Annotated in this window: 16 protein-coding genes and 1 tRNA gene; 5 read left to right on the plus strand and 12 right to left on the minus strand. The window is 70.5% G+C overall.

The window, feature by feature from the left end; translation table 11 throughout:
- Nucleotides 1-74 precede the first annotated feature (74 nt).
- From prfA to ACF1CT_RS01970, 10 genes are all read right to left on the minus strand, one after another.
- Nucleotides 75-1,151: a peptide chain release factor 1 gene (gene prfA / locus ACF1CT_RS01925; protein ID WP_391781779.1), complete on the minus strand. Its 1,077-nt coding sequence runs from the start codon at nt 1,149-1,151 to the stop codon at nt 75-77.
- Between the two features lie 156 nt (nt 1,152-1,307).
- The gene (gene rpmE / locus ACF1CT_RS01930; protein WP_376234244.1) at nt 1,308-1,532 is read right to left on the minus strand and encodes a 50S ribosomal protein L31; all 225 of its coding nucleotides are present in this window, start codon (nt 1,530-1,532) and stop codon (nt 1,308-1,310) included.
- Nucleotides 1,533-1,758: 226 nt separating this feature from the next.
- Nucleotides 1,759-2,862, minus strand: coding sequence for an LCP family protein (locus ACF1CT_RS01935; protein ID WP_391781780.1), 1,104 nt, complete (start codon nt 2,860-2,862; stop codon nt 1,759-1,761).
- 446 nt (nt 2,863-3,308) lie between these two features.
- Nucleotides 3,309-5,327, minus strand: coding sequence for a transcription termination factor Rho (gene rho / locus ACF1CT_RS01940; RefSeq protein WP_391781781.1), 2,019 nt, complete (start codon nt 5,325-5,327; stop codon nt 3,309-3,311).
- A 385-nt stretch (nt 5,328-5,712) separates the two neighbouring features.
- A complete protein-coding gene (gene thrB / locus ACF1CT_RS01945) occupies nt 5,713-6,630 on the minus strand; it encodes a homoserine kinase (protein WP_391781782.1) in 918 nt (305 codons plus the stop codon).
- Nucleotides 6,631-7,080: 450 nt separating this feature from the next.
- On the minus strand, nt 7,081-8,151 hold the full coding sequence (thrC, locus tag ACF1CT_RS01950; RefSeq protein WP_391781783.1) for a threonine synthase: 1,071 nt from the start codon (nt 8,149-8,151) through the stop codon (nt 7,081-7,083).
- Nucleotides 8,152-8,157: 6 nt separating this feature from the next.
- Nucleotides 8,158-9,489: a homoserine dehydrogenase gene (locus ACF1CT_RS01955; RefSeq protein ID WP_391781784.1), complete on the minus strand. Its 1,332-nt coding sequence runs from the start codon at nt 9,487-9,489 to the stop codon at nt 8,158-8,160.
- A gap of 95 nt (nt 9,490-9,584) precedes the next feature.
- Nucleotides 9,585-10,976, minus strand: coding sequence for a diaminopimelate decarboxylase (gene lysA / locus ACF1CT_RS01960; protein ID WP_391781785.1), 1,392 nt, complete (start codon nt 10,974-10,976; stop codon nt 9,585-9,587).
- 26 nt (nt 10,977-11,002) lie between these two features.
- On the minus strand, nt 11,003-12,001 hold the full coding sequence (gene nrtL / locus ACF1CT_RS01965; protein WP_391781786.1) for an ArgS-related anticodon-binding protein NrtL: 999 nt from the start codon (nt 11,999-12,001) through the stop codon (nt 11,003-11,005).
- 55 nt (nt 12,002-12,056) lie between these two features.
- On the minus strand, nt 12,057-12,539 hold the full coding sequence (locus ACF1CT_RS01970; RefSeq protein WP_391781787.1) for a response regulator: 483 nt from the start codon (nt 12,537-12,539) through the stop codon (nt 12,057-12,059).
- A 169-nt stretch (nt 12,540-12,708) separates the two neighbouring features.
- Between ACF1CT_RS01970 and ACF1CT_RS01975 the strand changes: the two genes are divergently transcribed.
- Nucleotides 12,709-12,780, plus strand: a tRNA-Arg gene (locus ACF1CT_RS01975).
- Nucleotides 12,781-13,460: 680 nt separating this feature from the next.
- Here the strand turns inward: ACF1CT_RS01975 and ACF1CT_RS01980 are convergent.
- On the minus strand, nt 13,461-13,838 hold the full coding sequence (locus ACF1CT_RS01980) for a hypothetical protein (RefSeq protein WP_391781788.1): 378 nt from the start codon (nt 13,836-13,838) through the stop codon (nt 13,461-13,463).
- A gap of 142 nt (nt 13,839-13,980) precedes the next feature.
- Between ACF1CT_RS01980 and ACF1CT_RS01985 the strand changes: the two genes are divergently transcribed.
- Both ACF1CT_RS01985 and ACF1CT_RS01990 read left to right on the plus strand, forming a co-directional pair.
- Nucleotides 13,981-14,394, plus strand: a complete 414-nt coding sequence (locus ACF1CT_RS01985; protein WP_391781789.1) for a hypothetical protein — start codon at nt 13,981-13,983, stop codon at nt 14,392-14,394.
- A 251-nt stretch (nt 14,395-14,645) separates the two neighbouring features.
- Entirely contained in the window at nt 14,646-16,943 is a 2,298-nt protein-coding gene (locus ACF1CT_RS01990; RefSeq protein WP_391781790.1) for an ATP-binding protein, read from the plus strand.
- 427 nt (nt 16,944-17,370) lie between these two features.
- Here the strand turns inward: ACF1CT_RS01990 and ACF1CT_RS01995 are convergent, their stop codons facing one another.
- Complete coding sequence (locus tag ACF1CT_RS01995; RefSeq protein ID WP_391781791.1) at nt 17,371-18,624, minus strand: hypothetical protein; 1,254 nt, start codon at nt 18,622-18,624, stop codon at nt 17,371-17,373.
- 480 nt (nt 18,625-19,104) lie between these two features.
- Here ACF1CT_RS01995 and ACF1CT_RS02000 point away from each other — a divergent pair, with 480 nt between their 5' ends.
- Nucleotides 19,105-22,326, plus strand: coding sequence for a tetratricopeptide repeat protein (locus ACF1CT_RS02000; protein ID WP_391781792.1), 3,222 nt, complete (start codon nt 19,105-19,107; stop codon nt 22,324-22,326).
- Nucleotides 22,327-22,923: 597 nt separating this feature from the next.
- Nucleotides 22,924-24,537, plus strand: coding sequence for a hypothetical protein (locus ACF1CT_RS02005; RefSeq protein ID WP_391781793.1), 1,614 nt, complete (start codon nt 22,924-22,926; stop codon nt 24,535-24,537).
- Nucleotides 24,538-24,728 lie beyond the last annotated feature (191 nt).

Here is a 24,728-nt window from a genome sequence, read left to right on the forward strand (position 1 = left end):
CGGACGGTCCCGGGGCGGTGATCCGGAGGGGTCCGCCGAGGCGCGGCGCCCGGCGGGCCGTTCCGGTCACCTGACTACGCGGCGGCGAGCTTGGCTGCGGAGTCGGCGTCGACGCACGCCTGGATCACGGTGTCCAGGTCGCCGTCGAGCACCTGGTCCAAGTTGTACGCCTTGAAGCCGACGCGGTGGTCCGAGATCCGGTTTTCCGGGAAGTTGTATGTGCGGATCTTCTCGGAACGGTCGACGGTGCGCACCTGGCTGCGACGCACGTCCGACGCCTCCTGCTCGGCGGCCTCCTGGGCTGCCGCGAGGAGCCGGGAACGCAGGATGCGCATGGCCTGCTCCTTGTTCTGGAGCTGGCTCTTCTCGTTCTGGCAGGAGGCGACGACACCGGTCGGCAGGTGGGTGATGCGGACCGCGGAGTCCGTGGTGTTGACGGACTGGCCGCCGGGGCCCGAGGAGCGGTAGACGTCGATGCGGAGGTCGTTGGCGTGGATCTCGATGTCGACCTCCTCGGCCTCGGGGGTGACGAGCACACCGGCGGCGGAGGTGTGGATGCGGCCCTGGGACTCGGTGGACGGCACCCGCTGCACGCGGTGCACGCCTCCCTCGTACTTCAGCCGTGCCCAGACGCCCTGGCCGGGCTCGGTGGCGCCGTTGCCGCCCTTGGTCTTCACGGCGACCTGGACGTCCTTGTAGCCGCCGAGCTCGGACTCGGTGGAGTCGATGATCTCGGTCTTCCAGCCGACGCGCTCGGCGTAGCGCAGATACATCCGCAGCAGGTCGCCGGCGAACAGGGCCGACTCGTCGCCGCCCGCGCCCGCCTTGATCTCCAGGAGCACGTCCTTGTCGTCGCTGGGGTCGCGCGGGACCAGCAGGAGGCGGAGCTTCTCGGTGAGCTCCTCGCGCTGCTGCTCCAGGTCCTTGACCTCGGCGGCGAAGTCGGGGTCGGTGGCGGCGAACTCGCGGGCCGTCTCGATGTCGTCGCCGGCCTGCTTCCAGGAGCGGTACGCGGCCACGATCGGGGTCAGCTCGGCGTAGCGCTTGTTGAGCCGGCGCGCGTTGGCCTGGTCGGCGTGGACCGCCGGGTCCGCGAGCTTCTTCTCAAGATCGGCCTGCTCGCCGATCAGTTCCTCGACCGCCTCGAACATCTTCGGGCTCCTGGTTCCTTCACTCGAACGTGCCTGCTGGGCGACGTGATGCCGTCCGGGCTGGGACGCGGGGACGTCGTCCGTGCCCCGAGTCCGAAAAACGCCGGCCTCGGCGCCCCCGGGAAAGAGGGCGCCGAGAACCGGCGCAGTGGCTCGCTACTTGCTGGCGGAGCCGGCAGCCTTGCCGAAGCGGGCCTCGAAGCGGGCCACGCGGCCACCGGTGTCGAGGATCTTCTGCTTGCCCGTGTAGAACGGGTGGCACTCGGAGCAGACTTCGGCGCGGATGGTGCCGCCGTCGATGGTGCTCCGGGTGGTGAACGACGCGCCACAGGTGCAGCTGACCTGCGTCTCGACGTACTCGGGGTGAATGTCGCGCTTCAAGGGTTTCTCCTAGGTTCGGGAGGGCACCGGGTCGCACGCGCGGGATGCGCGTCCGTGAACCGGGGCCGACGTACCAGTCTGCCAGGACCGGCCGCATCTCCCAAAACCGGGGGCGGGGCCCAGCTATTCCCGGCGCCCTCCGGGGCATCCGGGTGTCACCGGTCGCGACGGTCCGTCGCGGTGCGTCACGCGTGGCGCGGGGTCCGCGCGTGCGGCGGCGCGCACCTCACCTGACGACGCCGCCCGCGGCGCCCTTGTCGCCCGCCGACTTCTCGGTGGCGGAGGCCGGTATCGGCTCGTCCCGCGCGAGCGCGTCCCAGACCTGCCGGGCGGAATCCTCCAGCGGGACGACGCGGTTCGGGTCGACCGGGTCGTACCGCACGGGCAGGGTGACCATGTGGACGTTCTTCGCGCCGAGCCCCTTGAGGCCGTTCGCGAAGCCGGTGAGCTGCGTGACCGAGCCCAGGTCGGAGTCGGTGGTGACGGCCTTGGTCGCGGCGTCCGCGAGGTCGAACAGCTTCTTCGGGTTGGAGAACACCCCAACGGTCCTCACCTGTTCCATCAGCGCCTTGACGAAGGCCTGCTGGAGCTGGATGCGGCCGAGGTCACTGCCGTCGCCGACGCTCTTGCGGGTACGGACGAGGCCCAACGACTGCTCGCCGTCCAGGACATGGGTGCCGGGTTCGAGGTCCAGATGGCTCTTGGCGTCGTGGATCGCCGCGGTGGTGGTGATCTCCACACCGCCCAGTTCGTCGATGAGTTTCTTGAATCCGGTGAAGTCGACTTCGAGGTAGTGGTCCATGCGGATACCGGACATGGATTCGACGGTCTTCACCGCGCAGGCCGGTCCGCCGACCTCGTACGCGGTGTTGAACATGGCGCGCGACTGCCCCGCGACGGTCCGCCCGTCGGTGTCGCTGACGCACGCGGGGCGGGTGATGAGGGTGTCGCGCGGGATGGAGACGACGGAGGCCGTCCGGTGGCCCTTGTCGACGTGCACGACCATCGCGGTGTCGGAACGGGCCCCTCCGTCGTCGGCGCCGTACGCGGCGTTGGCGCCGGAGCGCGAGTCCGAGCCGAGCACGAGGATGTTCTGGGAGCCGTTGTCGACCTTGCCCGGACGGTCCTTGCCGAGCGCCGCGTTGATGTCGACGGCCTTGAGGTTGCCGTTGAGTCTGAGGTAGGCGAGGGTGAGTCCGCCGCCGCCGAGGACCACGGCACCCGCCAGTGTCCAGGCGGCGACCACCGTCACGCGACGGCGACGGGAAGGCTTCTTCCGGCGTCTGCCGGTGGGGCGTATTCGGGCACCGCTCCCCTTCTGCCCGCTCATCCTTCTCCTTCGGTCCTCGGCTTCTCCCGGCTGTCCGCCATCCCCGGCAGCGGCGTGCGCGCACCGGTTTGGTCGGCTTCGACGGCTTGTGGCCACTTCGGCGGCTTGTCGATACTTCGACGGCTTGTCGCCACTTCGTACGACGTCGCGGCATGAAGAAGGGTTGCACAGCGTTCCGTCACATCCGCGTGAGTACCGCGTGCCCGCCCATGGGGCACCGCGCGGCGCCGGACGGGCGGTGGCACCGCACTCACCTGCGGTTTCTTGCCCATTGCGGCCATCGCGCCGAGGCAGCTCCGCCGCGCGGCGGTGTGGCGAAGGTCTCGGTTCGGCGGAGATTCGACGGCGACGGGCCGAATCGCCCGTCGGTCCACGGAACAGGGCCGCCCCCGTCACCACGAAGGTGACGGGGGCGGCCCTGTGATCCTGCCGCTCCGGGCGCGACGTCAGTCGTTGCCGTTGCCCGGGGCCGGCGTCGTCTTCTGGATCTGGAGCAGGAACTCCGCGTTGGACTGGGTCTTCTTCATCCGGTCCAGGAGGAGCTCGATCGCCTGCTGCTGGTCGAGCGCGTGCAGCACCCGGCGCAGCTTCCAGACGATGCCCAACTCCTCGCTGCCGAGCAGGATTTCCTCCTTGCGGGTGCTGGACGCGTCGACGTCCACCGCCGGGAAGATGCGCTTGTCCGAGAGCTTCCGGTCGAGCTTGAGCTCCATGTTGCCGGTGCCCTTGAACTCCTCGAAGATCACCTCGTCCATGCGCGAGCCGGTCTCGACGAGCGCGGTGGCCAGGATGGTCAGCGAGCCGCCGTCCTCGATGTTGCGCGCGGCACCGAAGAAGCGCTTCGGCGGGTACAGCGCGGTCGAGTCGACACCACCGGACAGGATGCGGCCGGAGGCGGGGGCCGCGAGGTTGTACGCGCGGCCGAGACGGGTGATCGAGTCCAGCAGGACGACCACGTCGTGGCCCAGCTCGACGAGACGCTTGGCGCGCTCGATGGCCAGTTCGGCGACGGTGGTGTGGTCCTCGGCGGGGCGGTCGAAGGTCGAGGAGATGACCTCGCCCTTCACCGACCGCTGCATGTCGGTGACCTCTTCCGGACGCTCGTCGACAAGGACGACCATCAGGTGGCACTCGGGGCTGTTGACCGTGATCGCGTTGGCGATCGCCTGGAGGATCATGGTCTTGCCGGTCTTCGGCGGGGCCACGATCAGACCGCGCTGCCCCTTGCCGATCGGCGCGACCAGGTCGATGATCCGCGTCGTCAGCACATTGGAGTCGGTCTCCAGACGGAGCCGGTCCTGCGGGTAGAGCGGGGTCAGCTTCTGGAACTCCGGTCGGCCGCGGCCGGTTTCGGGCGCCATGCCGTTCACCGAGTCGAGGCGGACCAGGGCGTTGAACTTCTCGCGCCGCTCGCCGTCCTTGGGCTGACGCACCGCACCGGTGACGTGGTCGCCCTTGCGCAGGCCGTTCTTGCGGACCTGCGCGAGCGAGACGTACACGTCGTTCGGGCCCGGCAGGTAGCCGGAGGTCCGGATGAACGCGTAGTTGTCGAGGATGTCCAGGATGCCCGCGACGGGGATCAGGACGTCGTCCTCGGAGACCTGGACCTCGCCCGCGAAGTCGTCGCGGCCGCGCCGGCCGCGACGGTCGCGGTACCTGCCGCGACGACCGCGGCGACCGCCCGCCTCGTCGTCGTAGCCGTCGTCCTGCGGGCCGGCCTGGCGCTGCTGACGCTGGCCGCCCGGCTGTCCCTGACCACTGCCCTGGCCGCCGCCCTGGTCGTCGCCCTTGCCCCGGCGGTCGCGCTGACGGTCGCGGCGCTCCCCGCGCTCGCCGCGCTCCTGGCGGTCGCCGCGCTGGCCACGCTCCTGGCGGTCACCGCGACGGCCCTCGGCCGTGTCGGCGGAGTCGGCCTTGGCGTCGGTGCGGTCCTCGCCCTTCGGCTCGGCGCTCTTGGCGTCGGCCTGCGGCTGGGCCTTGGCCTCCGCGGCGGGCTTGCTGTCCGCCTTGGACTCCGGGCTTCCCGCCTGGGCCGTGGCGCGACGCCGACGACGCTCGCCCGCGGGCTGCTCGTCACTGGCCGGCTGACCGGGGATGTCGATCTGCTGCTGGGCGGCGGCCTTCTCGGCGGGCGCGGACGCGGCCGCGGACTCCTCACCGGTGCGCGCCTTGGACGTGGCACGTCGCTTCGGCTTGGTCTCGGCATCCGCGGCGGCCTTGGGCGCGGCGTTGCCCGCCTGCGCCTCCTTGATGACCTCGATCAGCTGGCCCTTGCGCATCCGCGCGGTGCCCTTGATACCGAGGCCGGACGCGACCTGCTGCAGCTCGGCCAGGACCATGCCGTCAAGGCCGGTGCCGGAGCGGCGGCGCCGTGTGGTGGTGCCAGTGGCAGCACCTTCGGCGGGCGCGGCGCTGTCGACGGTCTTGTCGGCAGTCACGCCCATCAGATCGGTGGTGTCGCTCACGAAGGGTCCTTCCCTGGAGCGGACGTCGGCCTTCTGGCTCGGCGACCGGTTGTGCTGTCCGACTGCGGTCTGTCTTCTTGCGGACCGTGCCGGGGCGGTGGTCCGCCGGGTACGGCGGAGAGATGAAAGTGTGCAAGGGTCCGGCGCGAGCATCCCCCTGCTCGGCCCACTCCTGAACGAGCGAGGGGTGTCGTGCCGGTTCCGGAGCGTGCACGAAACTGCTCAGGCGGGCTGCTCAGGCAGTTGAGGAGGCTCCCGGAGAAATGGTGGTCCCGGAAAGGGACACGAAGCAACGCGCCTCATGGACGTCGATTGCAGACTTGAGGTTAACACTACCGGCTCCAACAAACATTCCCCCTCTCACGCACCGGCAATCACTTCTCGGCTACGGGGCGAGCGGCAGCACACTCGCGCCCGGGGCGTCGAGCGCGAGCCGGTTGGCGGCCCATCCCTCGCCCGCCAGTCGTGCGACCTTGTCGGCCTCACCGTCCTCGGCAAGTGCGAGCACGGTCGGCCCGGCACCGGAGATGACCGCGGGCACGCCCTCGGCACGCAGTCGGTTCACGAGTTCCGCGCTCTGCGGCATCGCCGGGGCGCGGTATTCCTGGTGGAGCCGGTCCTCGGTGGCGGTGAGCAGCAGCTCGGGATGGCTGGTCAGGGCCTCGACGAGGAGCGCGGCCCGGCCGGCGTTGAAGGCCGCGTCGACGTGCGGGACCGTACGGGGCAGCAGTCCGCGGGCGGTCTCCGTCAGGACCGGCCGATCGGGGACGAAAACCACCGGAACGATGGAATCCGCGGGATCCATCCTGATCGCGCGGGCGGATCCGCCGTCCATCCACGCAAGGGTGAATCCGCCGAGCAGGCAGGCGGCGACGTTGTCCGGGTGCCCCTCGATCTCGGTGGCGAGGTCCAGCAGAGCGGCGTCGTCGAGCCGGGAGTCGCCGCCGGTCGTCACGGCGCGGGCGGCGACGATGCCGGCGCAGATGGCGGCGGAGGAGGAGCCGAGACCGCGTCCGTGCGGGATGCGGTTGGCGCACACGATTTCCAGGCCGCGCGGCTGCCCGCCGAGCAGGTCGAAGGCGGTGCGCAGGGAGCGCACGAGAAGATGCCGCTCGTCGCGGGGCAGGGTGTCGGCGCCCTCACCGGCGATGTCGATGTGCAGTCCGGAGTCGGCCACGCGGACGACGACGTCGTCGTACAGCCCCAGCGAGAGGCCGAAGGCGTCGAACCCCGGGCCCAGGTTGGCGCTGGTCGCGGGGACGCGCACCCGGACGGCGGCGGCGCGGAAGGCGGGAGGGGCCATCGGTCGGACGACTCTCCTTGTGAGACAGCGGGGGTGGTGGTGCGTTTTCTCGGCGGTACCCGAAGTCGCGGGCGGCGGGGAGTGGGGTTCCTGGGGAAACCGACGGCCGCGACGGCCCTTGCACCGCGGCATATGCGGCGGGCGGGTTGACCACAGCTTATCGAAGGAAGGTTCTGTGGCGACATAGGGCGCACAGGAGGCGCACGATGCGTGTCGCCCGCCTCCTATGCGCTCTCCGCCCCGAAAAGGGACGGTTGAGCTGGGTTCCTGCCCGACTGGGGCGGGTTTCCGCACGAGGGCGGACGGCCCGGCCGCCGACGGGGCCCGGCGGCCGGACCCGCTCCCGCCGGTGCGGTCCGCGCTCCGGCCGAACGCCCTTGCGGTCCGTCGCGGAGCCGCCGCCGTCGCGGCGGTCCCGCGCCCGGACCCCGCCCCGGCCGGACGGGGGTGCTACACGAGGCCGAGCCGCTCGGCGGCCGCCGCCGCGTCGACCGGGACCGTGACCGGCTGCGGAGCACCCGCGACGGCCCAGTCGGGGTCCTTGAGACCGTTGCCGGTGACCGTGCAGACGATCTTCTGCCCCGGGTCGACCTTGCCCTGCTCGGCCGCCTTCAGCAGACCGGCGACGGACGCGGCCGACGCGGGCTCCACGAAGACACCCTCCTGGGAGGCCAACAGCCGGTAGGCGGACAGAATCTGGCGGTCCGTCACCTCGTCGATGAAACCGCCCGACTCGTCCCGGGCGTTCAGCGCGAACTGCCAGGAGGCGGGGTTGCCGATCCGGATCGCGGTGGCGACGGTCGACGGGTCCTTGACGACCTCGCCGCGCACGATGGGGGCCGAGCCGGACGCCTGGAAGCCCCACATGCGCGGGGTGTGCGTGGCCATGCCGTCCCCGGCGTACTCCTTGTACCCCTTCCAGTACGCGGTGATGTTGCCCGCGTTGCCGACCGGGAGGACATGGATGTCCGGGGCGTCGCCGAGGGCGTCGACGATCTCGAACGCGGCGGTCTTCTGGCCCTCGATACGGGCCGGGTTGACCGAATTGACCAGCGCCACCGGGTAGTTGTCCGAGAGCGAGCGGGCCAGCGTGAGGCAGTCGTCGAAATTGCCGTCGACCTGGAGGATCCTGGCGCCGTGCACGAGCGCCTGCCCCATCTTGCCGAGCGCGATCTTGCCCTGCGGGACGAGGACGGCGCAGACCATGCCGGCCCGCACCGCGTACGCCGCGGCGGAGGCGGAGGTGTTGCCGGTGGAGGCACAGATGACGGCCCGTGCGCCCTCCTCCTTGGCCCGGGTGATCGCCATCGTCATGCCCCGGTCCTTGAAGGAGCCGGTCGGGTTGGCGCCCTCGACCTTGAGGTGTACCTCGCAGCCCGTGCGCTCGGAGAGGACCTGGGCGGGGACGAGCGGCGTCCCGCCCTCACGGAGTGTGACGACCGGCGTCGTGTCCGTGACCGGGAGGCGGTCCCGGTACTCCTCGATGATGCCGCGCCACTGGTGGGTGCCCTTGCTGGTCATGGGTCCTTACTCCCCTTCAACACGCATGATGCTGGCGACACCGCGCACGGTGTCGAGCTTGCGCAGCGCCTCGACGGTCGCCGAGAGGGCGGCGTCGGGCGCGCGGTGGGTGACGACGACGAGGGAGGCCTCGCCGCCGTCCTGCGCGGCGGCGGCAGCGTCGGCGCCGCTCGCGTTCCTGCTCTGCTGGCGGACCGTGTCGATCGACACGCCCTGTTCGGCGAAGACCGTCGCGACCTGGGCGAGCACGCCTGGTCTGTCGGCCACGTCGAGGCTGATGTGATAGCGCGTGACGACATCGCCCATGGGGCTGACCGGCAGGCGCGTGTACGCGGACTCACCGGGGCCGGTGGCCTCGTTGAGCTTGTTGCGGCAGACCGCGACCAGGTCGCCGAGGACCGCGGAGGCGGTCGGCGAGCCGCCGGCGCCCGGCCCGTAGAACATCAGCTGACCGGCCGCCTCGGCCTCGACGAAGACGGCGTTGTACGCCTCGCGGACGGAGGCCAGCGGGTGGCTCAGCGGGATCATCGCGGGGTGCACCCGGGCGGTGACGGAGTTTCCGTCGGCGGCGCGCTCGCAGATCGCGAGGAGCTTGACGGTGCAGCCCATGCGGCGCGCGGAGACGATGTCGGCGGCGGTCACCTCGGTGATGCCCTCGCGGTGCACGTCGCCGATCCGGACCCGGGTGTGGAAGGCGATACCGGCAAGGATCGCGGCCTTGGCGGCGGCGTCGAAGCCCTCCACGTCGGCGGTGGGGTCGGCCTCCGCGTAGCCGAGCGCGGTGGCCTCGTCGAGCGCCTCGGAGTATCCGGCGCCGCTGGTGTCCATCCGGTCGAGGATGAAGTTGGTCGTGCCGTTCACGATGCCCAGGACCCGGTTGACCTTGTCCCCGGCGAGCGACTCGCGCAGTGGCCGGACCAGCGGGATGGCCCCGGCCACCGCGGCCTCGTAGTAGAGGTCCCTGCCGTGCTGCTCGGCCGCGGCGTGCAGGGCGGCGCCGTCCTCGGCGAGCAATGCCTTGTTGGCCGAGACGACGCTCGCACCGTGCTCGAAGGCGGTGGTGATGAGCGTGCGGGCGGGCTCGATGCCTCCGATGACCTCGATGACGACGTCGATGTCGCCCCGTTTGACCAGGGCCGTCGCATCGGTGGTGATCAGCGCGGGGTCGATGCCCTCGCGCACCTTGGAGGGCCGACGCACGGCGACGCCGGCGAGCTCGACCGGCGCGCCGATGCGCGCGGCGAGGTCGTCGGCGTGCGTCGTCATGATGCGCGCCACCTCTGAGCCGACCACTCCGCAGCCCAGCAGCGCCACCTTCAGCGGACGCGTACGCATCATCCGACCTCGATTCCTTTACTTCTGGTATCCGGACCAGTCTCACTCACCGGACGGGACTTTCTGCCATACGTCCGGATCCTGAGACATCTATTTCATCAGCCGACATCGAGACGCAGGAGATCTTCCTCCGTCTCGCGCCTGACGATCACACGCGCCTCCCCGTCGCGCACGGCGACGACGGGCGGGCGCAGGGCATGGTTGTAGTTGCTCGCCATGGAGCGGCAGTACGCGCCGGTGGCGGGCACGGCGATCAGGTCGCCGGGCGCCAGGTCGGACGGCAGGAACGCGTCCCTGACCACGATGTCGCCGCTCTCGCAGTGCTTGCCGACGACCCGGACGAGCATCGGTTCGGCGTCGGAGGTGCGCGAGACCAGCGCCACGCTGTACTCGGCGTCGTAGAGCGCGGTGCGGATGTTGTCGGACATGCCGCCGTCGACGCTGACGTAGGTGCGCAGCCCCTCCAGGGGCTTGATGGTGCCGACCTCGTACAGCGTGAAGGCGGTGGGACCGACGATGGCGCGCCCGGGTTCGACGGAGATCCGCGGGGTGGCGAGCCCGGCCGCCTCGCACTCACGGGTGACGATGTCGCCGAGCGCCTTGGCGATCTCGTGCGGCTCGCGCGGATCGTCCTCGGAGGTGTACGCGATCCCGAGGCCGCCGCCCAGGTCGATCTCGGGCAGCTCGACGCCGTGCTCGTCGCGCACCTCGGCGAGCAGCTGCACCACGCGCCGGGCGGAGACCTCGAAACCGGCCATGTCGAAGATCTGCGAGCCGATGTGGGAGTGGATGCCGATGAGTTCCAGCCCGTCGAGGGTGAGCGCCCGGCGCACCGCCTCGGCGGCCTCTCCCCCGGCCAGCGCGATCCCGAACTTCTGGTCCTCGTGCGCGGTGGCGATGAACTCGTGGGTGTGCGCCTCGACGCCCACGGTCACCCGGATCTGTACGCGCTGCCGCTTGCCGAGCCGCTGCGCGATGTGCGCGACCCGGGCGATCTCCTGGAAGGAGTCGAGCACGATCCGGCCGACGCCGGCGGTGACCGCGCGCTCGATCTCGGCGGTGGTCTTGTTGTTGCCGTGGAAGGCGATGCGCTCGGCGGGCATCCCGGCCTCCAGCGCGCAGGTCAGTTCCCCGCCGGAGCAGACGTCGAGGTTGAGTCCCTCCTCCGTGAGCCAGCGCACCACCGCGCGCGACAGGAACGCCTTCCCGGCGTAGAACACGTCGGCGTCCGGCCCGAAGGCGTCGGCCCAGGCCCGGCAGCGGGCCCGGAAGTCGGCCTCGTCGAGGAAGTAGGCGGGGGTGCCGAACTCCTCGGCGAGCCGGGTGACTTCGATCCCGCCGACGGCGACCGCGCCGTCGGCGTTCCGGGCGACGGTGCGGGACCAGACCTTGCGGTCCAGCACGTTGAGGTCGGCGGGCGGGGCGGTGTAGTGCCCGTCCGGCAGGACGTCGGCGTGGCGGGGCCCGGCGGGGTGTGCGGATCGGCTCATGGTGTTGCTCTGCTCTCTCGGTTCTCTCAGAGGACTTCGGGTGCGCTGATGCCGAGCAGGGACAGGCCGCCGGCCAGCACCGTCCCGGCGGCTTCGGCGAGGGCGAGCCGGGAGCGGTGGGCGGCCGAGGGTTTCTCGTCACCGGCGGGGAGCGGCGCAGCGGCGTCGTGGAAGTCGAAGAACGCCCCCGCGACCGCCTCCAGCTGCCGGGCGACCCGGTCGGGCTCGCGGTGGCGGGCGGCGGCGGCGAGCACGTCCGGATGATCGGCGAGCAGCGACCCGAGCACCGGCGCGTCCACCCGCTCCTCGTACCCGGCGTCGAACCCGAGCCGCTCGGCGTTCCGGCCCAGTGCCCGGGTCCGCGCGTACGCGTACCGCACCCGGAACAGCGGGTTGTCCTCCCGCTGCGCGAGCAGTGCGTCGCCCCCGGTGTCACGGGGGCGGTCGTGCGGGGCGGGTCGCAGCAGCGCCCAGCGCGCGGCGTCGTTCCCGAGTCGCTCGAAGAGGTCGCGGTCGGCGGCGGCCACCGGCGCCACGTGCAGCGCCTCCCCGCCCCCGGTCCGTGCCCCGACGGTCGCCCCCTGGGCGCCGAGCAGCCGCTCGACGGTCTCGGTGACGACCAGCGCCCGCACCTCCTCGACGGCAGCGAACGAGACCGTCGTACCGGCGAGCGCGTTCCCGTGCCCGTAGGCCGCGCCGCGCTCGCGGACGGTCTCGACGAGTGCTCCGAGGCGGTCGTCGCCGTCCATCGGGACGAAGTTCAGGAAGCCGGGCCCGGTGACCTCGACCGCGCCGACCCCCGGCACGCCCGGCACCCGCTCCCGGATTATCTCGGCCACGTCCCTCGCCGGCAGCTCGGCGGGCCGGGCGAGCTGGAGGGCGACGGCACAGGCGTAGTCCCCGCGCCCGCCGGGCCGGGTCCGCTCCACCCGCACGCGCGCGGGCACGGGCGCGCGCAGGGCGCCCTCGTCGACCGCGCGGCACACGGCGTGCAGCACGGCCCTGGAGAGATCGGCGGGGGTCACGGGACCAGCGTATGGGAGGAAGGGGGGCACCCCGCGACCCGGTTTCGCCATGCGGTCATCCGGCGGCGCTCTCCGCCTTTCCCGCACCGCGTCTGTCGTCGGCCGAAGGCGAGTCCTGCCGGTTCGCCAACTGGCGTACGAGCCGCACCATCTCGCTGGGTTCGAAGGGCTTCGCCAGGAAGGCGTCGACCCCCGCGGCGACGCCGCTGTCCACCTCGTGGGGCGTGCAGGCACTGATGATCGCCACCGGCAGATGTCTGGTCCGCGGATCGGAACGCAGTCTGGTGGCGGTCTGCAAACCGTCCAACCGAGGCATGACGACGTCGAGAGTGATCACATCGGGACAGACCCGATGCACCAGATCCAGACACTCGACACCGTCGGACGCGGTCACGACCTCGAAGCCCTCAAGCTCGAGATTGACCCTGATCAACTGCCGGATGACCTTGTTGTCGTCGACAACAAGCACGCGGCCGCACGCGCCTGACACACTCCGAGAGTAGGCGGGGTGTAGGGGCTGCGTCCGGGTTTTGCCCATTTCCGGCCCCGGACGAGTGGTGCGGGGGTGGCCGGATGTACGCCGACGGTTCCACGCCACTCGCCTCCGGCCCTCGCGACGCCCTCCCCCGCAGCGCGGAAATACCTGTTCACGGGCACCCCGCGGAAGCTGGTAGTGTTTCACCCGTCGCCGAGCAGCACAGCGATACGCCCCCGTAGCTCAGGGGATAGAGCATCGGCCTCCGGAGCCGTGTGCGCAGGTTCGAATCCTGCCGGGGGCACTTCGATCGAAGTGCCTGAAGACCCCGTTCGTCAGCGAAAACGCTGAGGCCGGGGTCTTTGCGTATGTGCCGTCGTATGCAGCTGTGTGCAGCCCTATGCCGCCTGGTGCGATGGCGCCGCCACGCGGCGACCGTGTGCTTCCGCAGGGCCGCCGTCCCCGGTTCACCGAGTACGCGTCCTCGCAGTCGAGCGGATGGGCGGCGGTGAAGTCGTCGGCGTCGCCGAGCACATGGGTGACCAGCCGACGCGCGTGCCGGTCCGGCCTGAACGTGCGGCGCGGCACGCGTCGAGGCGGCGTCGGCCGGGGAGGCACCGGCCTCCCCGAACCATCCGCCGGAGTCGTCGACGCCCCGCCGCCCGCAGGAGGCTCTTGTGCCGGGCCCGGCACGGTCGGACCGAGCGCGAGCAGATGTCTCCAGGACCTCCGGGCCGTACGGGCAGCCGAGTCCGCCGCTCGGGCCTCCCGGCCCGGTGAGGTCGGCTCCGTCTCGTACCGTTCCGCACCGTGGACGGTGGCGGTGATCCGGGTGTCACGGATCTCGACCCTGGTCACCGCATGGAGGTATCCACGCCCGCGCTCAAAGGAACGGGCACCTGCCAGCACCCTGGGATTCGCCTCGGTCGAACCGTCCGCGACTCGTCCCTCCCCTGCCGTGACACCACTCCGGCGGCCGTCGTCCTACGCATCCGTGCCCTCCGTCCCGCCGGAGCCGAGTTGTTCCGCTCGCAGTGCCAGGTCCTGGAGCACGTCGGCGGAGGTCACGTCGGTCTGTCCGGAGTCGTGCACCTGGGCCAGCATGGCGAAAGCCAGGGTGAACGCGCCGACCAACTGTTCCACGGCGCCGCCGACCTCCCGGCCGACGAGGGTCGCGACCTCCTCGATCGAGGCGTCCTCGGGAATCGTGATCCGGGGCATCGTCTCGTTCAGGAGGGCGGTCACCACCGTCGAGTCGGTTTCGATGTCGTCGCGGTCGATGTTCTCTTCGAGCAGCCGACGGATCTCGCCCGCTTCCGTGAGGATTCCCACCACACGCTTCACCACTTCGCTCTGCTCCATGCCGTGAGCATAGGTGTGGAATCGGTACCGCGCGGGGCAGTCGGAGCCATGGTCCGTGCGGCGCCACGGTCACGGCCTCCCGCGAGGGACATGGATCCGGTCCCCTCGCGGGGCGTTCTCGGCTGCGCCCTATCGTGACGCCATGGAATCAACGCACGTGGTACGACGGGCCGGTAAGGCGCTGATAGCGACCATAATCGCCACCGCCCTGTCCCATCTGTTGCTGTCCGACGGCCTGTCGCTGTCCCAGTGGCAGGAGGCCGCCGCGAACGTGGGCGGCGATCTCGGTGGTTCGGGCGACACCGCGTTCTCCGCGGCGATCGTCAACACACTGCTGGCCATGCCTGCCGTGTTGTGGACAGGCATGCGGCTGTTGGGGGAACGCCGGGTGTATCTGATCGTGATCGTCGGCACGGTCGGATGGTTCCTCACCGTCGGCAACTGCATCAATCAACTCGGCGAGAGTCCCCGCACGTTGATGCCTCTCGGTCCCCTGGCGCTGTTCATCGCGGTGACCGTTCTGTCCTCCGCGCTCCTACGGCCGCGCACTCCGTGAGCCGTCGCTCCGGCCGCCCGACCGACGGTGCGGCCACCGGGTGTATTGCTTCCGGGTACTGACCGCACTTTGCCACACAATCGACGTCACTCATGCGTGTTGCATATGCCTCCAGCACATGCGACACGCCGATACCTTGGACAGTATCCAGACAGAGGCGGAAACGGCCGCCGGCCGGCCGGGTCATCGCTCGTCTGTGCGGAAAGGATGTCCTCGGAGACATTCGTCGGTGGCCGTACGGAGGGGGACCAGTGCGGGGACACGAGCGCAGTGACAACGACGTGAGCGGAACAGTGCACGGCCCCACGATCCAGTCGGGAACCGTGTATGGCGGCATCCACATCCGAACGGGGAACTTCCCGGAGCCCGGTGGGCCGAATCCGCCCTGGCAGTTACCTCCGCCGCTCCGCATCACCGACCGCAGGTCAGAGGTACGCGCGCTGGAGGAGCACCGTGACCGCGCCGGCCAAGCGGGGCATCCCGCTCTGGCGGTGGTGAGCGGGCTCGGTGGTGTCGGCAAGACAGCGGTTGCGCTGACCTGGCTCCATGGTCTCCGTCCACAGTTCCCCGATGGCCAGTTGCACGCCGACCTGGGGGCCCAGTCGCCCGACGGGCCGGTGGATCCGGGCGATGTCGTCGGGCAGTTCCTGCGGGCCCTGGGCGTACCGACTCCCCAGGTTCCCTCGAAGCTTGCCGAACGGGTCGCGTTGTACCGGTCATTGACCGCGGGCAGGCGGCTCGTGGTCCTGCTGGACGACGCGGCCACCGCGGCGCAGGTCCGACCATTGCTGCCCGCTGGTCAGTGCGTGACGGCAGTGACCAGCCGCCAGCGGCTGCCGGGGCTGAGCGTCGACGGGGGCCACGTGATCCATCTGGAGCCCCTGGAAACGGAGGCGGCGGTGGAACTGCTGGCGTCCACGCTGGCCGACGGGCGGGTGGCTGCCCAGCCCGAGGAGGCGCGTGCACTGGTCGACCTGTGTGCGGGGCTGCCGCTCGCGGTACGCATCGCCGGGGCCCGGCTGGCGGCGCGCCCGCGGCACGGCATCACCACGATGGTTCGGGCGCTGGCTGAGGAGCACGACCGGTTGGAGGCGCTGGCCATCGAGGGCGATCACGATGTACGGGCCGCGCTGGACCTCTCCTACCAGGGGCTCCCGCCCATTGCCGCCCGTCTCTATCGGCTGCTGGGGCTGCATCCGGGGCGGGAGTTCGGCGGGCCTGTGGCAGAGGCTGTCCTGGGTACGGAAGCCGCCGAGGCACTCGACGCGCTGTATGACGCGAACCTGCTCGTCGACGCCGGTCAGGCGGCCGGCACCGAGCGCTACCGCTTTCACGACCTCGTCCGGCTGCACGCCGTCGCGCAGGCGGACGAGGACGAATCCCCCGCGGGACGAACCGCGGCCCGGCATCGCATCGGTTGTCACTACCTGGCCAACGCCACCCTCGCGGAGGAGATCCTCGACCCCCAGCACCGCACCATGGAAAGGGATCTCGGCTCCGGTCCGTTCGTCGCGGAATTCGATGGCGGCACCACGGGCGGGACTTCCGCCGATGGACGCGGAGCAGGGGAGAGTGGCGCGGGCAACAGAACCACCGACAAAAGCATTAACGCCGCTGACATCGCGCTGGACTGGCTCGAACGCGAGTTGCCCAACCTCATGGCAGTCGTTCGACGCGCTCGCGAGTGGGGGGTTCCGGCACTCGGCTGGCAGCTCGCCGATGCCATGTGGCCGCTGTTCCTGCGGCGCAAATTTTACTCGGAGTGGCGTGAGACGCACAGAGTGGGGCTGCTCGCGGCCGAGGAATCGGGCGACGAGGCGGCCATCTGCCGCATGCTCACCTCCGGCGGCCTGGGAGAACTCGATCTGGGCGCCCACGGGGCGGCGTTGGAGATGTTCGAGCGAGCGTCCGAGATCTTTCGACGCGCCGGGGACTCTCTGGGACACGCACGTACCCTCAACTACCGCGGCCTGGCTCACCAGCGGCTCCATGATCCGGACCGGGCCGCCGAACTGTTCGACCGGGCGGCCGCCAAACTGCTCGACTGCGGCGACCGCAGGGCCTGTGCGCTGGCCCGGTTCAATCTCGCGGATGTCACGTTGTCGCGCGGACGGTACGAGGACGCCGTCCACGGCGCCGAGGATGCCCGCTCCGTGCTGCGAGAGGTCGGGGACACCTATAACGCCGCACGCGCCGACGCGTTGGCCGGACGGGCGTACCTCGGCCTCGGGTTGCTCGACCGGGCCGAGGAAGGTCTCCGGACGGCGGTGGACACGCTGCGGTCCATGTCCGCCGACTACGAGACGGCCCGCGCGCTGGGGAGCCTGGCCATGGTCTCCGAGCGGCGCGGGCAGCCGGAAGTCGCCGGACGGTGTTACCGGGAGGCGCTGCGTCTGTACTCCGAGGCGGGCCGTTCGGACTCGGCGGACGCGGCAGAGATGCGCAGTCGGCTCGGGGCTCTGGAAGCGGACCCCGATGCCGCCGCGGACACCGACGAGGAAGTGAGTGACGCGGTGGGCGAGGACATCGGCGGTGATACGGCCGACTGAGTCCGCACGCTCGTGCCGCCCCTCATGCGTACGGCGACCGAGCCGAACTCGGCAGCGGGCAGGCCCGCGACCAGCCAGGCATGGGCGAGCGAGGCCAACAGCGACCACGGCAACCACGGCCGCCGCGTGGACAGGAGCAGGAGCGGCCCCTCGCGGCCGAGCCGCAACCAGCACCGCGACCCACGATGCACGGCCAGCACGAGGGCTCCGGGGTAACGAGCGGCCAGCGCCGCCACATCCTCGGGCCCCCGTCCCGCGGCCACCAGTACGTCGGCCAGCAGGGGCAGCGGACGGGGCGCGGGCAGCCGAACCCTCAGGTGGTCGTCCGTGGCCGGGCCGTTCAGTCCGGGGTGCAACAGTGTGACCCGGATACGATGGGCCGGCCCCCGACCACGCGGGTCCTCGGACAACACCATGACAGACGCCGTCACCGGACGGCCCGGCCGGGCTCGTCGTAGCGCACGGCGAACGGCAACGGCGCGTGCTCGGCCGCGAGCCCCACGGCAGGGGCGCGCAGCTTGAGCTTGCGGTACAGGAGCGCACGCATCCTGGTGGCGAACCGGCCGGGCTCGGAGGTGATCCGGTCCGCGATCCGCTCGTACCGCTGTTTGCGGTACAGCGCCGAGGACCTGGTGAGCTGACGGCCGAGCGGCCGGTCCGGGTGCAGCCTGGGGGCGAGCGTGGCCAATTCGGCTCCTGGCGAGGTGGGGTCAACGTCCGTTTCCGGTGCGCCCGCCATCAGCACAGGAGCACCGGTCATCGCGCCGTAGAGCGAGAGGGAGCCGTGGTCGCCGACGATGTAGTCCGCGGCCACGAGGACGCCCACCCAGTCGGCCTGCTGACTGACCACCGTCAGGCCGGCCCGTCCGAGCGCCGCAAGCCAGCTACGGATCTGCCACTCGCCGTGGGCGTTCCAGATGTTGGGGTGGAGCAGTACGGCGACCCGGTAGTCGTGCTGGGGCAGTTCGGTGACCAGGCGTTCCAGAAGATCCGGGCTCTGCCCGTACAGGGAGCGGGCTCCCCAGGTGGAGCAGGCGAGCACCAGTCGCTGCCGGGCGCCGGTGCCCAGCGCCTCACGGTACAGGGCCCGCAGCGGCAGGCTGGCGAGGATGCGGTCGAAGCAGGGGTCTCCGATCACTTCCGCCGCGGGCAATGCCTCGGGGCACTCGCGGCCGAGCCGGTTCAAATCCTCGTGGTGGGCCAGCACGAGGGAGTCGGGCACCAGCCTGCCGTCCTGGACGAGCCATTCCCGGTTGAGCCCGTACACACCGCGCTCCGCCACCGGGCGTCCGCGCTGCCCGTCGGGAACGAGTTTGTTGTGGCCGGCGCCGTGGGGCAGCACGATCACCGGAGCGTGCAGGTCGTTGAGGCCGCCGTGCGCTGCGGCCAGCGCCAGGTCGAACGGCATCTGAACCGCCTGGTGCCAGGGCAGTACCAGCCCGTTGAGCTGGTCCAGGAAGGTATCTACCCCGTGGCTGAACACGTCGGGCGCCGCAGTGAAGAACACCTGTACCCGGGTGTCGCCCTCCAGTAACCGTACGGCGTCCAGCAGTCGCTGGCCCGAGGTCACCGTATGCACCACGGCCAGCACCGTTCTGCGGGCGCGCCGGGTGACCCAGCGCTCGACGTCCATGCGTACCGGCACCGGCTGCCGGTTGATTTCGGCCATTGTCGGACTCATCGAATCGATCCCCCGATTCCTCGACATCGGACCGGCACACGGGCCGGCCGCCGCGTCCGTTCGCGGCATACGTCTCAGGGATGCCCAAGGTTCTGGACGGACCGCTTGCAGGAATCTTGCACTCCGGCTGAAGGCCCAGGCGGGTCCGTCCGGGCAGCCCGCCGCAGTCGTCGGTGGGCACCCTCACGTCCCTGATCGGTGGCCGGGGCGCGTGCGAACCGGCTTCGGGCCTAGCGCCGGACACCCTGCGGTTCCGGTCCGGCCCCTGGGCCGAAAGGGCGGGCCGATGCGCCCGGCACGCGACCATGCGCCTCTGTCCGCTCCCGTCGCCGCCGGAGTAACAGTGAAAGGTCCCGCACACACGTGCGGGCGCTGCCGTCGGCAGCAGGAAGTAACGCACCCAACGGGGGCCATGTGGAACTTCTTGCTCTAGGACCTCTGGAACTCTGGCACCGGAATCATCAGTGCGAACTCGGATCGGTGAAGACGCGCTGCGTACTCGCCGTTCTGGTGCACGCCCGTGGCGAGCCCGTCTCCACGGACGCGCTGATCGACCGTGTCTGGGGCGACGCGTCGCCCGGTCGGGCCACGGCGACCATACAGAGCTACGTGTCGAAGCTGCGCCGTCGACTGCGTGACACGGCCGGTGATCTCATTCAGGTGGAGAGCCTGTCGCCCCGTCGGTACCAGCTCCGGCTCGCGCCCTCCGTCGAGGTCGACCTGACCCATGTTCAGCGACTGTGCGAACAGGCCCGCGCGGCGGCAGAGGAGGGCAGGCGGGAACTGGCGGTCGGCCTGCTGCGAACAGCGGAGAGCAGGTGGCGCGGAGACCCCCTGCCCGAGGCCGCGAGCGACTGGGCGGAATCGGTGCGGACCCGCCTGCTGGAGGACCATCGCCGCGTACGGGAAGAGCGCATCCGGCTGGAGCTGGAGCTGGGACGGCACGCGGACCTCCTCGGTGAGCTGCACGAACTGGCGTCGGAGAATCCACTGGCCCAGCAGGTGATCGCCGCGCTGATGCTGGCCCTCTACCGATCCGGACGGCACGACGAGGCGCTCGCCCTCTTCCGCGCCACACGGCAGCGTCTGAGCGAGGACCTGGGCATGGAGCCGGCTCCGGATCTGCAACGGCTCCACCGACGCATCCTGGAGCAGGACGGCGCACTGGCGGAGACGGCGGTGCGTGTCGAGTACCCCATCGAGCCGGAGCCGCGCAGCAACCTTCCTCGTGACAGTCGTGATTTCACCGGACGCACCAAGGAACTCCGCCTGTTGCTGGGAGACTTATGGTCGCATGACGACGCGTCGGGAACGGATTTGTCCGGCTCGGACAGCCGTACCGGAACAGGAACGCCCGGCTCGGGCCTCGACGCCGGTACGGGTGCGGGTACGACGCCCCTCCCCGGCTCCGACACACCCGATCCGCGTGGCTCCGCCCAGTACGCCATGCCAGTCACGGTCATTCACGGCATGCCGGGTATCGGCAAGACCGCCCTCGCCGTCCATGCCGCGCACCGGCTCCGTTCCGCCTATCCGGGAGGCCGGTTCTACGTCGACCTGCACGGGTTCAGCGGACGCCCGCCGTACGATCCCGCCGAAGCGCTCGCCGTGCTGCTGCACGCCGCCGGGGTGACGGGCAAGCTCCCCGACTCGGTCGACGAACGGTCGGCACGGTGGCGGGAGTGGACGTCACATCACCAGGTGCTCGTGGTGCTGGACAACGCCAGAAACGCCGCGCAGGTACGTCCGTTACTGCCCGGTTCCGCCACCTGCCGGGCAATCGTGACCAGCCGGAGCCGACTCGCCGGGCTGGACGGCGCCACCACGTTCCGGCTCGACGTGCTGTCCGGCACGGAGGCTGCCGCCCTGTTCACCCGGATCGCGGGTACCGAACGCGTCCCCGCCATCCCCGCGGCCCTGGCCCCGGTCACGGATGCCTGTGGCAACCACCCGCTGATGATTCAGCTTTTGGCGAGCCGCTTCCGGCACCGGGAGTCCTGGGATCTGCACCACCTGTTGGACCGGCTGAACGCCGCCGTAGACCCGCTCGACGAATTCGACGACGCGGAACTCGTCCCGGTGGTTCGCTTCTCCTACACCGAACTCACTTCCTCGGCACGGACGTTGTTGCGCCATCTCGCACTGAACCCTGTTCCGGACATCACCGTCGCCGCGGCTGCGGCACTGGCCGACGCACCACCGGACTGCACCAGTACCGGCCACAGTGTGGACGAGCTTCAGGACGCCCACCTGCTGGAGGAACCCGCCCCCGGCAGGTACCGCCTGCACGAACTGATCAGAGGCTTCGCACTGCGCGTGTTCGCCCGGACGGAACCGGAGGAGGCGCGGACCGAGGCGCTCGACCGACTGTTCGCCTTCTATCTCACCACCGCCCACAACGCCGACCGACATGTCCGGTCCCGGCGCCGTCGGCTGCCGTTGGAGCCCGAGCTCACCTCCCTGTACGCACACGACTTCGCTGGCCCCGACGACGCCGCCGACTGGCTCGACCTGGAGCGGAACAACCTCCTCGCGGCGGCGGGTGCGGCCGCCGCGGAGGCTCCCGCGTACGCGGCACTCTTCCCTCATGTCCTCGCACCCACGCTCAAACGTCTCGGCTCCTGGGTCGTCACCAACGAGCTCTACGAGGCCGCTGTACGGGCGCTGCGCATGCTCAACAACCCGTACGCGCTGGCCCAGACCCTGGTGGAAGCGGCCGAGATACTCGCACAGACCGGTCCCGACGAGGCGCTGAGCTGCGCGAGCGAGGCCCTTGTCCGGTTCCGGGGGCTCGGTCACCCCCACGGCTGCGCGGACGCTCTTCTCCAGGCGGGTCGCGCCCACCTCGCGTCGGGACGCAGCAAGGCCGCCCTGGATGTCCTCGGACAGGCTCTGACGGCGTACAGAGAGGTCGGCGATCGTGAGGGCGAGGCGGACGCCCTGAACGTCCAAGGGGCGGCGTTCTACCAGACGGGGCAGCACGGAGAGGCGTTGGACAGGGCCCGGGTGATGCTCGGCATCTACGAGGAGACGCAGAACCTCCTCGGCCGGATTCGAGCCCTGAACAATCTGGGTGAGCTCTGTGCGCTGCAGGGACAACACAGAGAGGCTCTCGATTATTACGAGGTTTCCCTGACTCTGGCCCAGCTCTACGGTGGACGACAGGAGTTGGACATCCTGGACACCAATATGGGGACCGTGTACCAGGCGACGGGTCAGACGGAACGGGCCCTGGGCTGCTTCCAGCGCTCGTTGGAAAGCCATCGTGCTCACGGCGACTCGCTGGGAGAGGCCAATGCCCTCATCCAGCTGGGCAAGGCATGCACGGACATGGGTCGCGAAGACGAGGCCCTGGATCATTTCCGGAGAGCGGAGGAAGTAGCACGGCGGATCGATTCCCCGTACGAGCGTCAGCGCGCCCTGTTGGGCACAGCCGACGTCCAGTGCGCTTCGGGGCGGTTCACCGACGCGTCCCGAACGTACGCAGAGGCCCTGGCGGTCGCCCGGGGGTTCGGTTCTCTGCTCGGTTGCGCCCAGGCCGATGCGGGGCTGGCCCGTACGGCCCTGGCTACGCAGGACTGGGGACCCGCCAGGCGCCACGGCAACCGTGCGGTGGCGTTGTACCGGCGGCTCGACGCCCGGCAGGAAGTGGACAGGCTACGACGCATACTGCTGAATCATCCGGAGGTGACGGGCTCCTGAGGAACTTCGCCCCGGCGGCCGTCGGACGCCGACGGCCGGGCCGTCGGCGTGACCAGCGTCTACCACATCCACTGTCGCAGAACGTCGACGGCGGAGGAGAAATAGATCAGCATCTGGTGCATTGCTTACTTTCCTTGCTACGTAATTGATATGACGGTACATCACTCACAAGAGTGATCCGCGTCGAGACTCTATGCGGCCGACAGCAGCCGCACCAATGAGATTGCGAGGGCGCGCCGCCCGGTGGTACGAGGCTCCGCGACACCGATGAGCAGCGATGTAGTGGCGAAGTACGGTCTGGAGCGAAACGCCCCGCACTGGACGGGACCTCGTCCGCCATCCGCGCGGTACACGAACACCCGGCCGATGCGGAGCGAAGTTTCACCTCGTCCGAAACGACGACCCACCCCGTCGGACCGTGACCGAACCTGGCGGGGCGGTAGGCATCCGGGAGCCGCAGCCCGGGCCACCGAAGCGGGTCAGGAGCCCGGATTGACACTGTTCATGACGTCATGGAAGGTATTCCAGCCAGGTACGGGAATCGTGTTCGGATTGCTCAACAGTGGGGGAATGCAAGTGAGTTGGGATGATCGAGACGTGGAGACAGGGGAAGGGGCGGGGGTGGACGCCTCGTCCTCGGTACCGCCCGGATTCTCGGTGCCGCCGCCGCCGACGCGGCCGCCCATGGTCGGGCCGCCGCCGGACGGGAGCGGGCTGCGGTCGGCGGCGGTCGCGCTGCTCAATCTGAGCGGGTTCGGGCTGGGCTACGTACTGATGCGGTGTTGGGGCAGGGCGGTCGCGTGCTGGGCGGCGACCGGCGCGCTGCTGTTCGTCGCGTTGCCCGCCGATCCCGACGGGGTGGCCACGGGGGTGGTGGTCGCGTACGCCGTGGCGCTGGTCCTGGCCGCCCTGGACGGGGCGCGGGCCGCCCGGCGGCGGGCGGTGGGCGGGTCGTGGCGGCCGGTGGTGGCGGCGGGCGCGGGTCTGGTGCTGCTGGCAGCGCCCGCGGGGGGCGTCGCCCTCTACGGATCGGAACGCGACGAGGCCGTGGAGCAGATGCTGCTGGACCGGCTGGAGCAGGGCGACAGGGGTGTCGCCGCGGCCTCGGGCAGGCCCTTCGCCGACGTACGCGACGACTACCGGTCGGCCCTCGCCGTCTATCGCGACCTCGGTGAGAAGCACACGGGTTCGCGGGCCGGGAAGCTCGTGCCGAAGCGGCTCGACGCCTACTACCGGGCGATCTCGGCCCCGTACCGGCAGAACAAGTACTGCGAGGCCGTCGAGCCGCTGACCTATCTGCGTACCGTGCCGAAGGCGATCGACCGGAAGCTGCTGGGCGATCTGGTCGGCTTCCCGGACGATCCGCTGGCCACCGCGCTGTACGAGTGCGGGGTCTCGAAGCTCGGCAGCGTGACCTCCCCCGCGGACGGTCCTGAGCTCGCCGAGCTGCTCCGCACGTTCCCCGGTTCCGCGCAGGCCGGAAAGGTGGGGCCGACGGTCACGGAGAAGATCTCGGCGCAGAGCCGGGCCGTGCGCGGGAAGGCTCCCTGCACGGCGTTGGGGGCGCTGCGGACGATCCGCGCGACGGCCCTCTCGCTGCCGGACGCGAAGGTCTCGGCACTGGCCGCGAAGGCCGACCCGGGGATCGAGGACGGCGCGTACGCCTGCGGCGTCGCGAAGTTCGAGGAGAAGAAGTTCGACTCGGCCCGGCTGTCGTTGACGGAGTTCGCCGCGACGTACAAGAAGGACAAGCGCCGGGCCCGAGCCCAGGACATCGCCATCGCCGCCGAGATCGCCGACAAACGGGCCGCCGCCGGGAAACATCTGCCACCCGCGAGCGCGCCGGGCGGGGCCCGGATGGAACTCGTCATCAGCAACGACGCACCCGACGGGGTCGAGGTCCTGTACACGGGACCGGTCACGGGCAGGGCGGTGATCGGGAAGTGCGGCAGCTGCTCGACGTACTCCCCGGTCAACGGGATCCTGTCGGCGTGCAAGGCCAAGGGGAAGAACTATCCGAAGACGACGCTGAGGCTGCCCGCGGGCGAGTACCACTTCCTGTACAAGCACCGGGGCGGCTCGTCGAGCGACGTCAGCAGTTACGCGGACGGCTCGAAGATCCAGTCCGGCTACCGGTACACGAGCTGCACGTACATGAGCAGTTCGCCGACGTTCGGTCTCACGCCGAGGGACACGACCTCGGGAATCTGACGGCCAGTCGGGGCGTCGCCGGTCGGATGGCCCTGTCGGGTGGTTCCCGTCGGATGGCGCTGTCGGGTGGTCCCCGGTCGTACGGCCGGGGACCACCCGATCGATCATGGGTGCGCTTTTCCCCGCATTCTTCGTGAACGGCGGTGCGGAGAACGTCACTTGGTCGATTCTTGGTGAATGCATGCCCCTTG

It is taken from the genome of Streptomyces sp. NPDC014734 (genome assembly GCF_043083325.1).
GTDB lineage: Bacteria > Actinomycetota > Actinomycetes > Streptomycetales > Streptomycetaceae > Streptomyces.

What these genes read in the sequence shown, in the direction of transcription:
- ACF1CT_RS01995 (WP_391781791.1), bottom strand. Translation starts at nt 18,624, where the DNA reads ATGAGTCCGACAATGGCCGAAATCAACCGGCAGCCGGTGCCGGTACGC.
- ACF1CT_RS01970 (WP_391781787.1), bottom strand. Translation starts at nt 12,539, where the DNA reads ATGGGCAAAACCCGGACGCAGCCCCTACACCCCGCCTACTCTCGGAGT.
- ACF1CT_RS01935 (WP_391781780.1), bottom strand. Translation starts at nt 2,862, where the DNA reads ATGAGCGGGCAGAAGGGGAGCGGTGCCCGAATACGCCCCACCGGCAGA.
- ACF1CT_RS01985 (WP_391781789.1), top strand. Translation starts at nt 13,981, where the DNA reads ATGGAATCAACGCACGTGGTACGACGGGCCGGTAAGGCGCTGATAGCG.
- ACF1CT_RS01955 (WP_391781784.1), bottom strand. Translation starts at nt 9,489, where the DNA reads ATGATGCGTACGCGTCCGCTGAAGGTGGCGCTGCTGGGCTGCGGAGTG.
- thrC (WP_391781783.1), bottom strand. Translation starts at nt 8,151, where the DNA reads ATGACCAGCAAGGGCACCCACCAGTGGCGCGGCATCATCGAGGAGTAC.
- prfA (WP_391781779.1), bottom strand. Translation starts at nt 1,151, where the DNA reads ATGTTCGAGGCGGTCGAGGAACTGATCGGCGAGCAGGCCGATCTTGAG.
- ACF1CT_RS01980 (WP_391781788.1), bottom strand. Translation starts at nt 13,838, where the DNA reads ATGGAGCAGAGCGAAGTGGTGAAGCGTGTGGTGGGAATCCTCACGGAA.
- lysA (WP_391781785.1), bottom strand. Translation starts at nt 10,976, where the DNA reads ATGAGCCGATCCGCACACCCCGCCGGGCCCCGCCACGCCGACGTCCTG.
- thrB (WP_391781782.1), bottom strand. Translation starts at nt 6,630, where the DNA reads ATGGCCCCTCCCGCCTTCCGCGCCGCCGCCGTCCGGGTGCGCGTCCCC.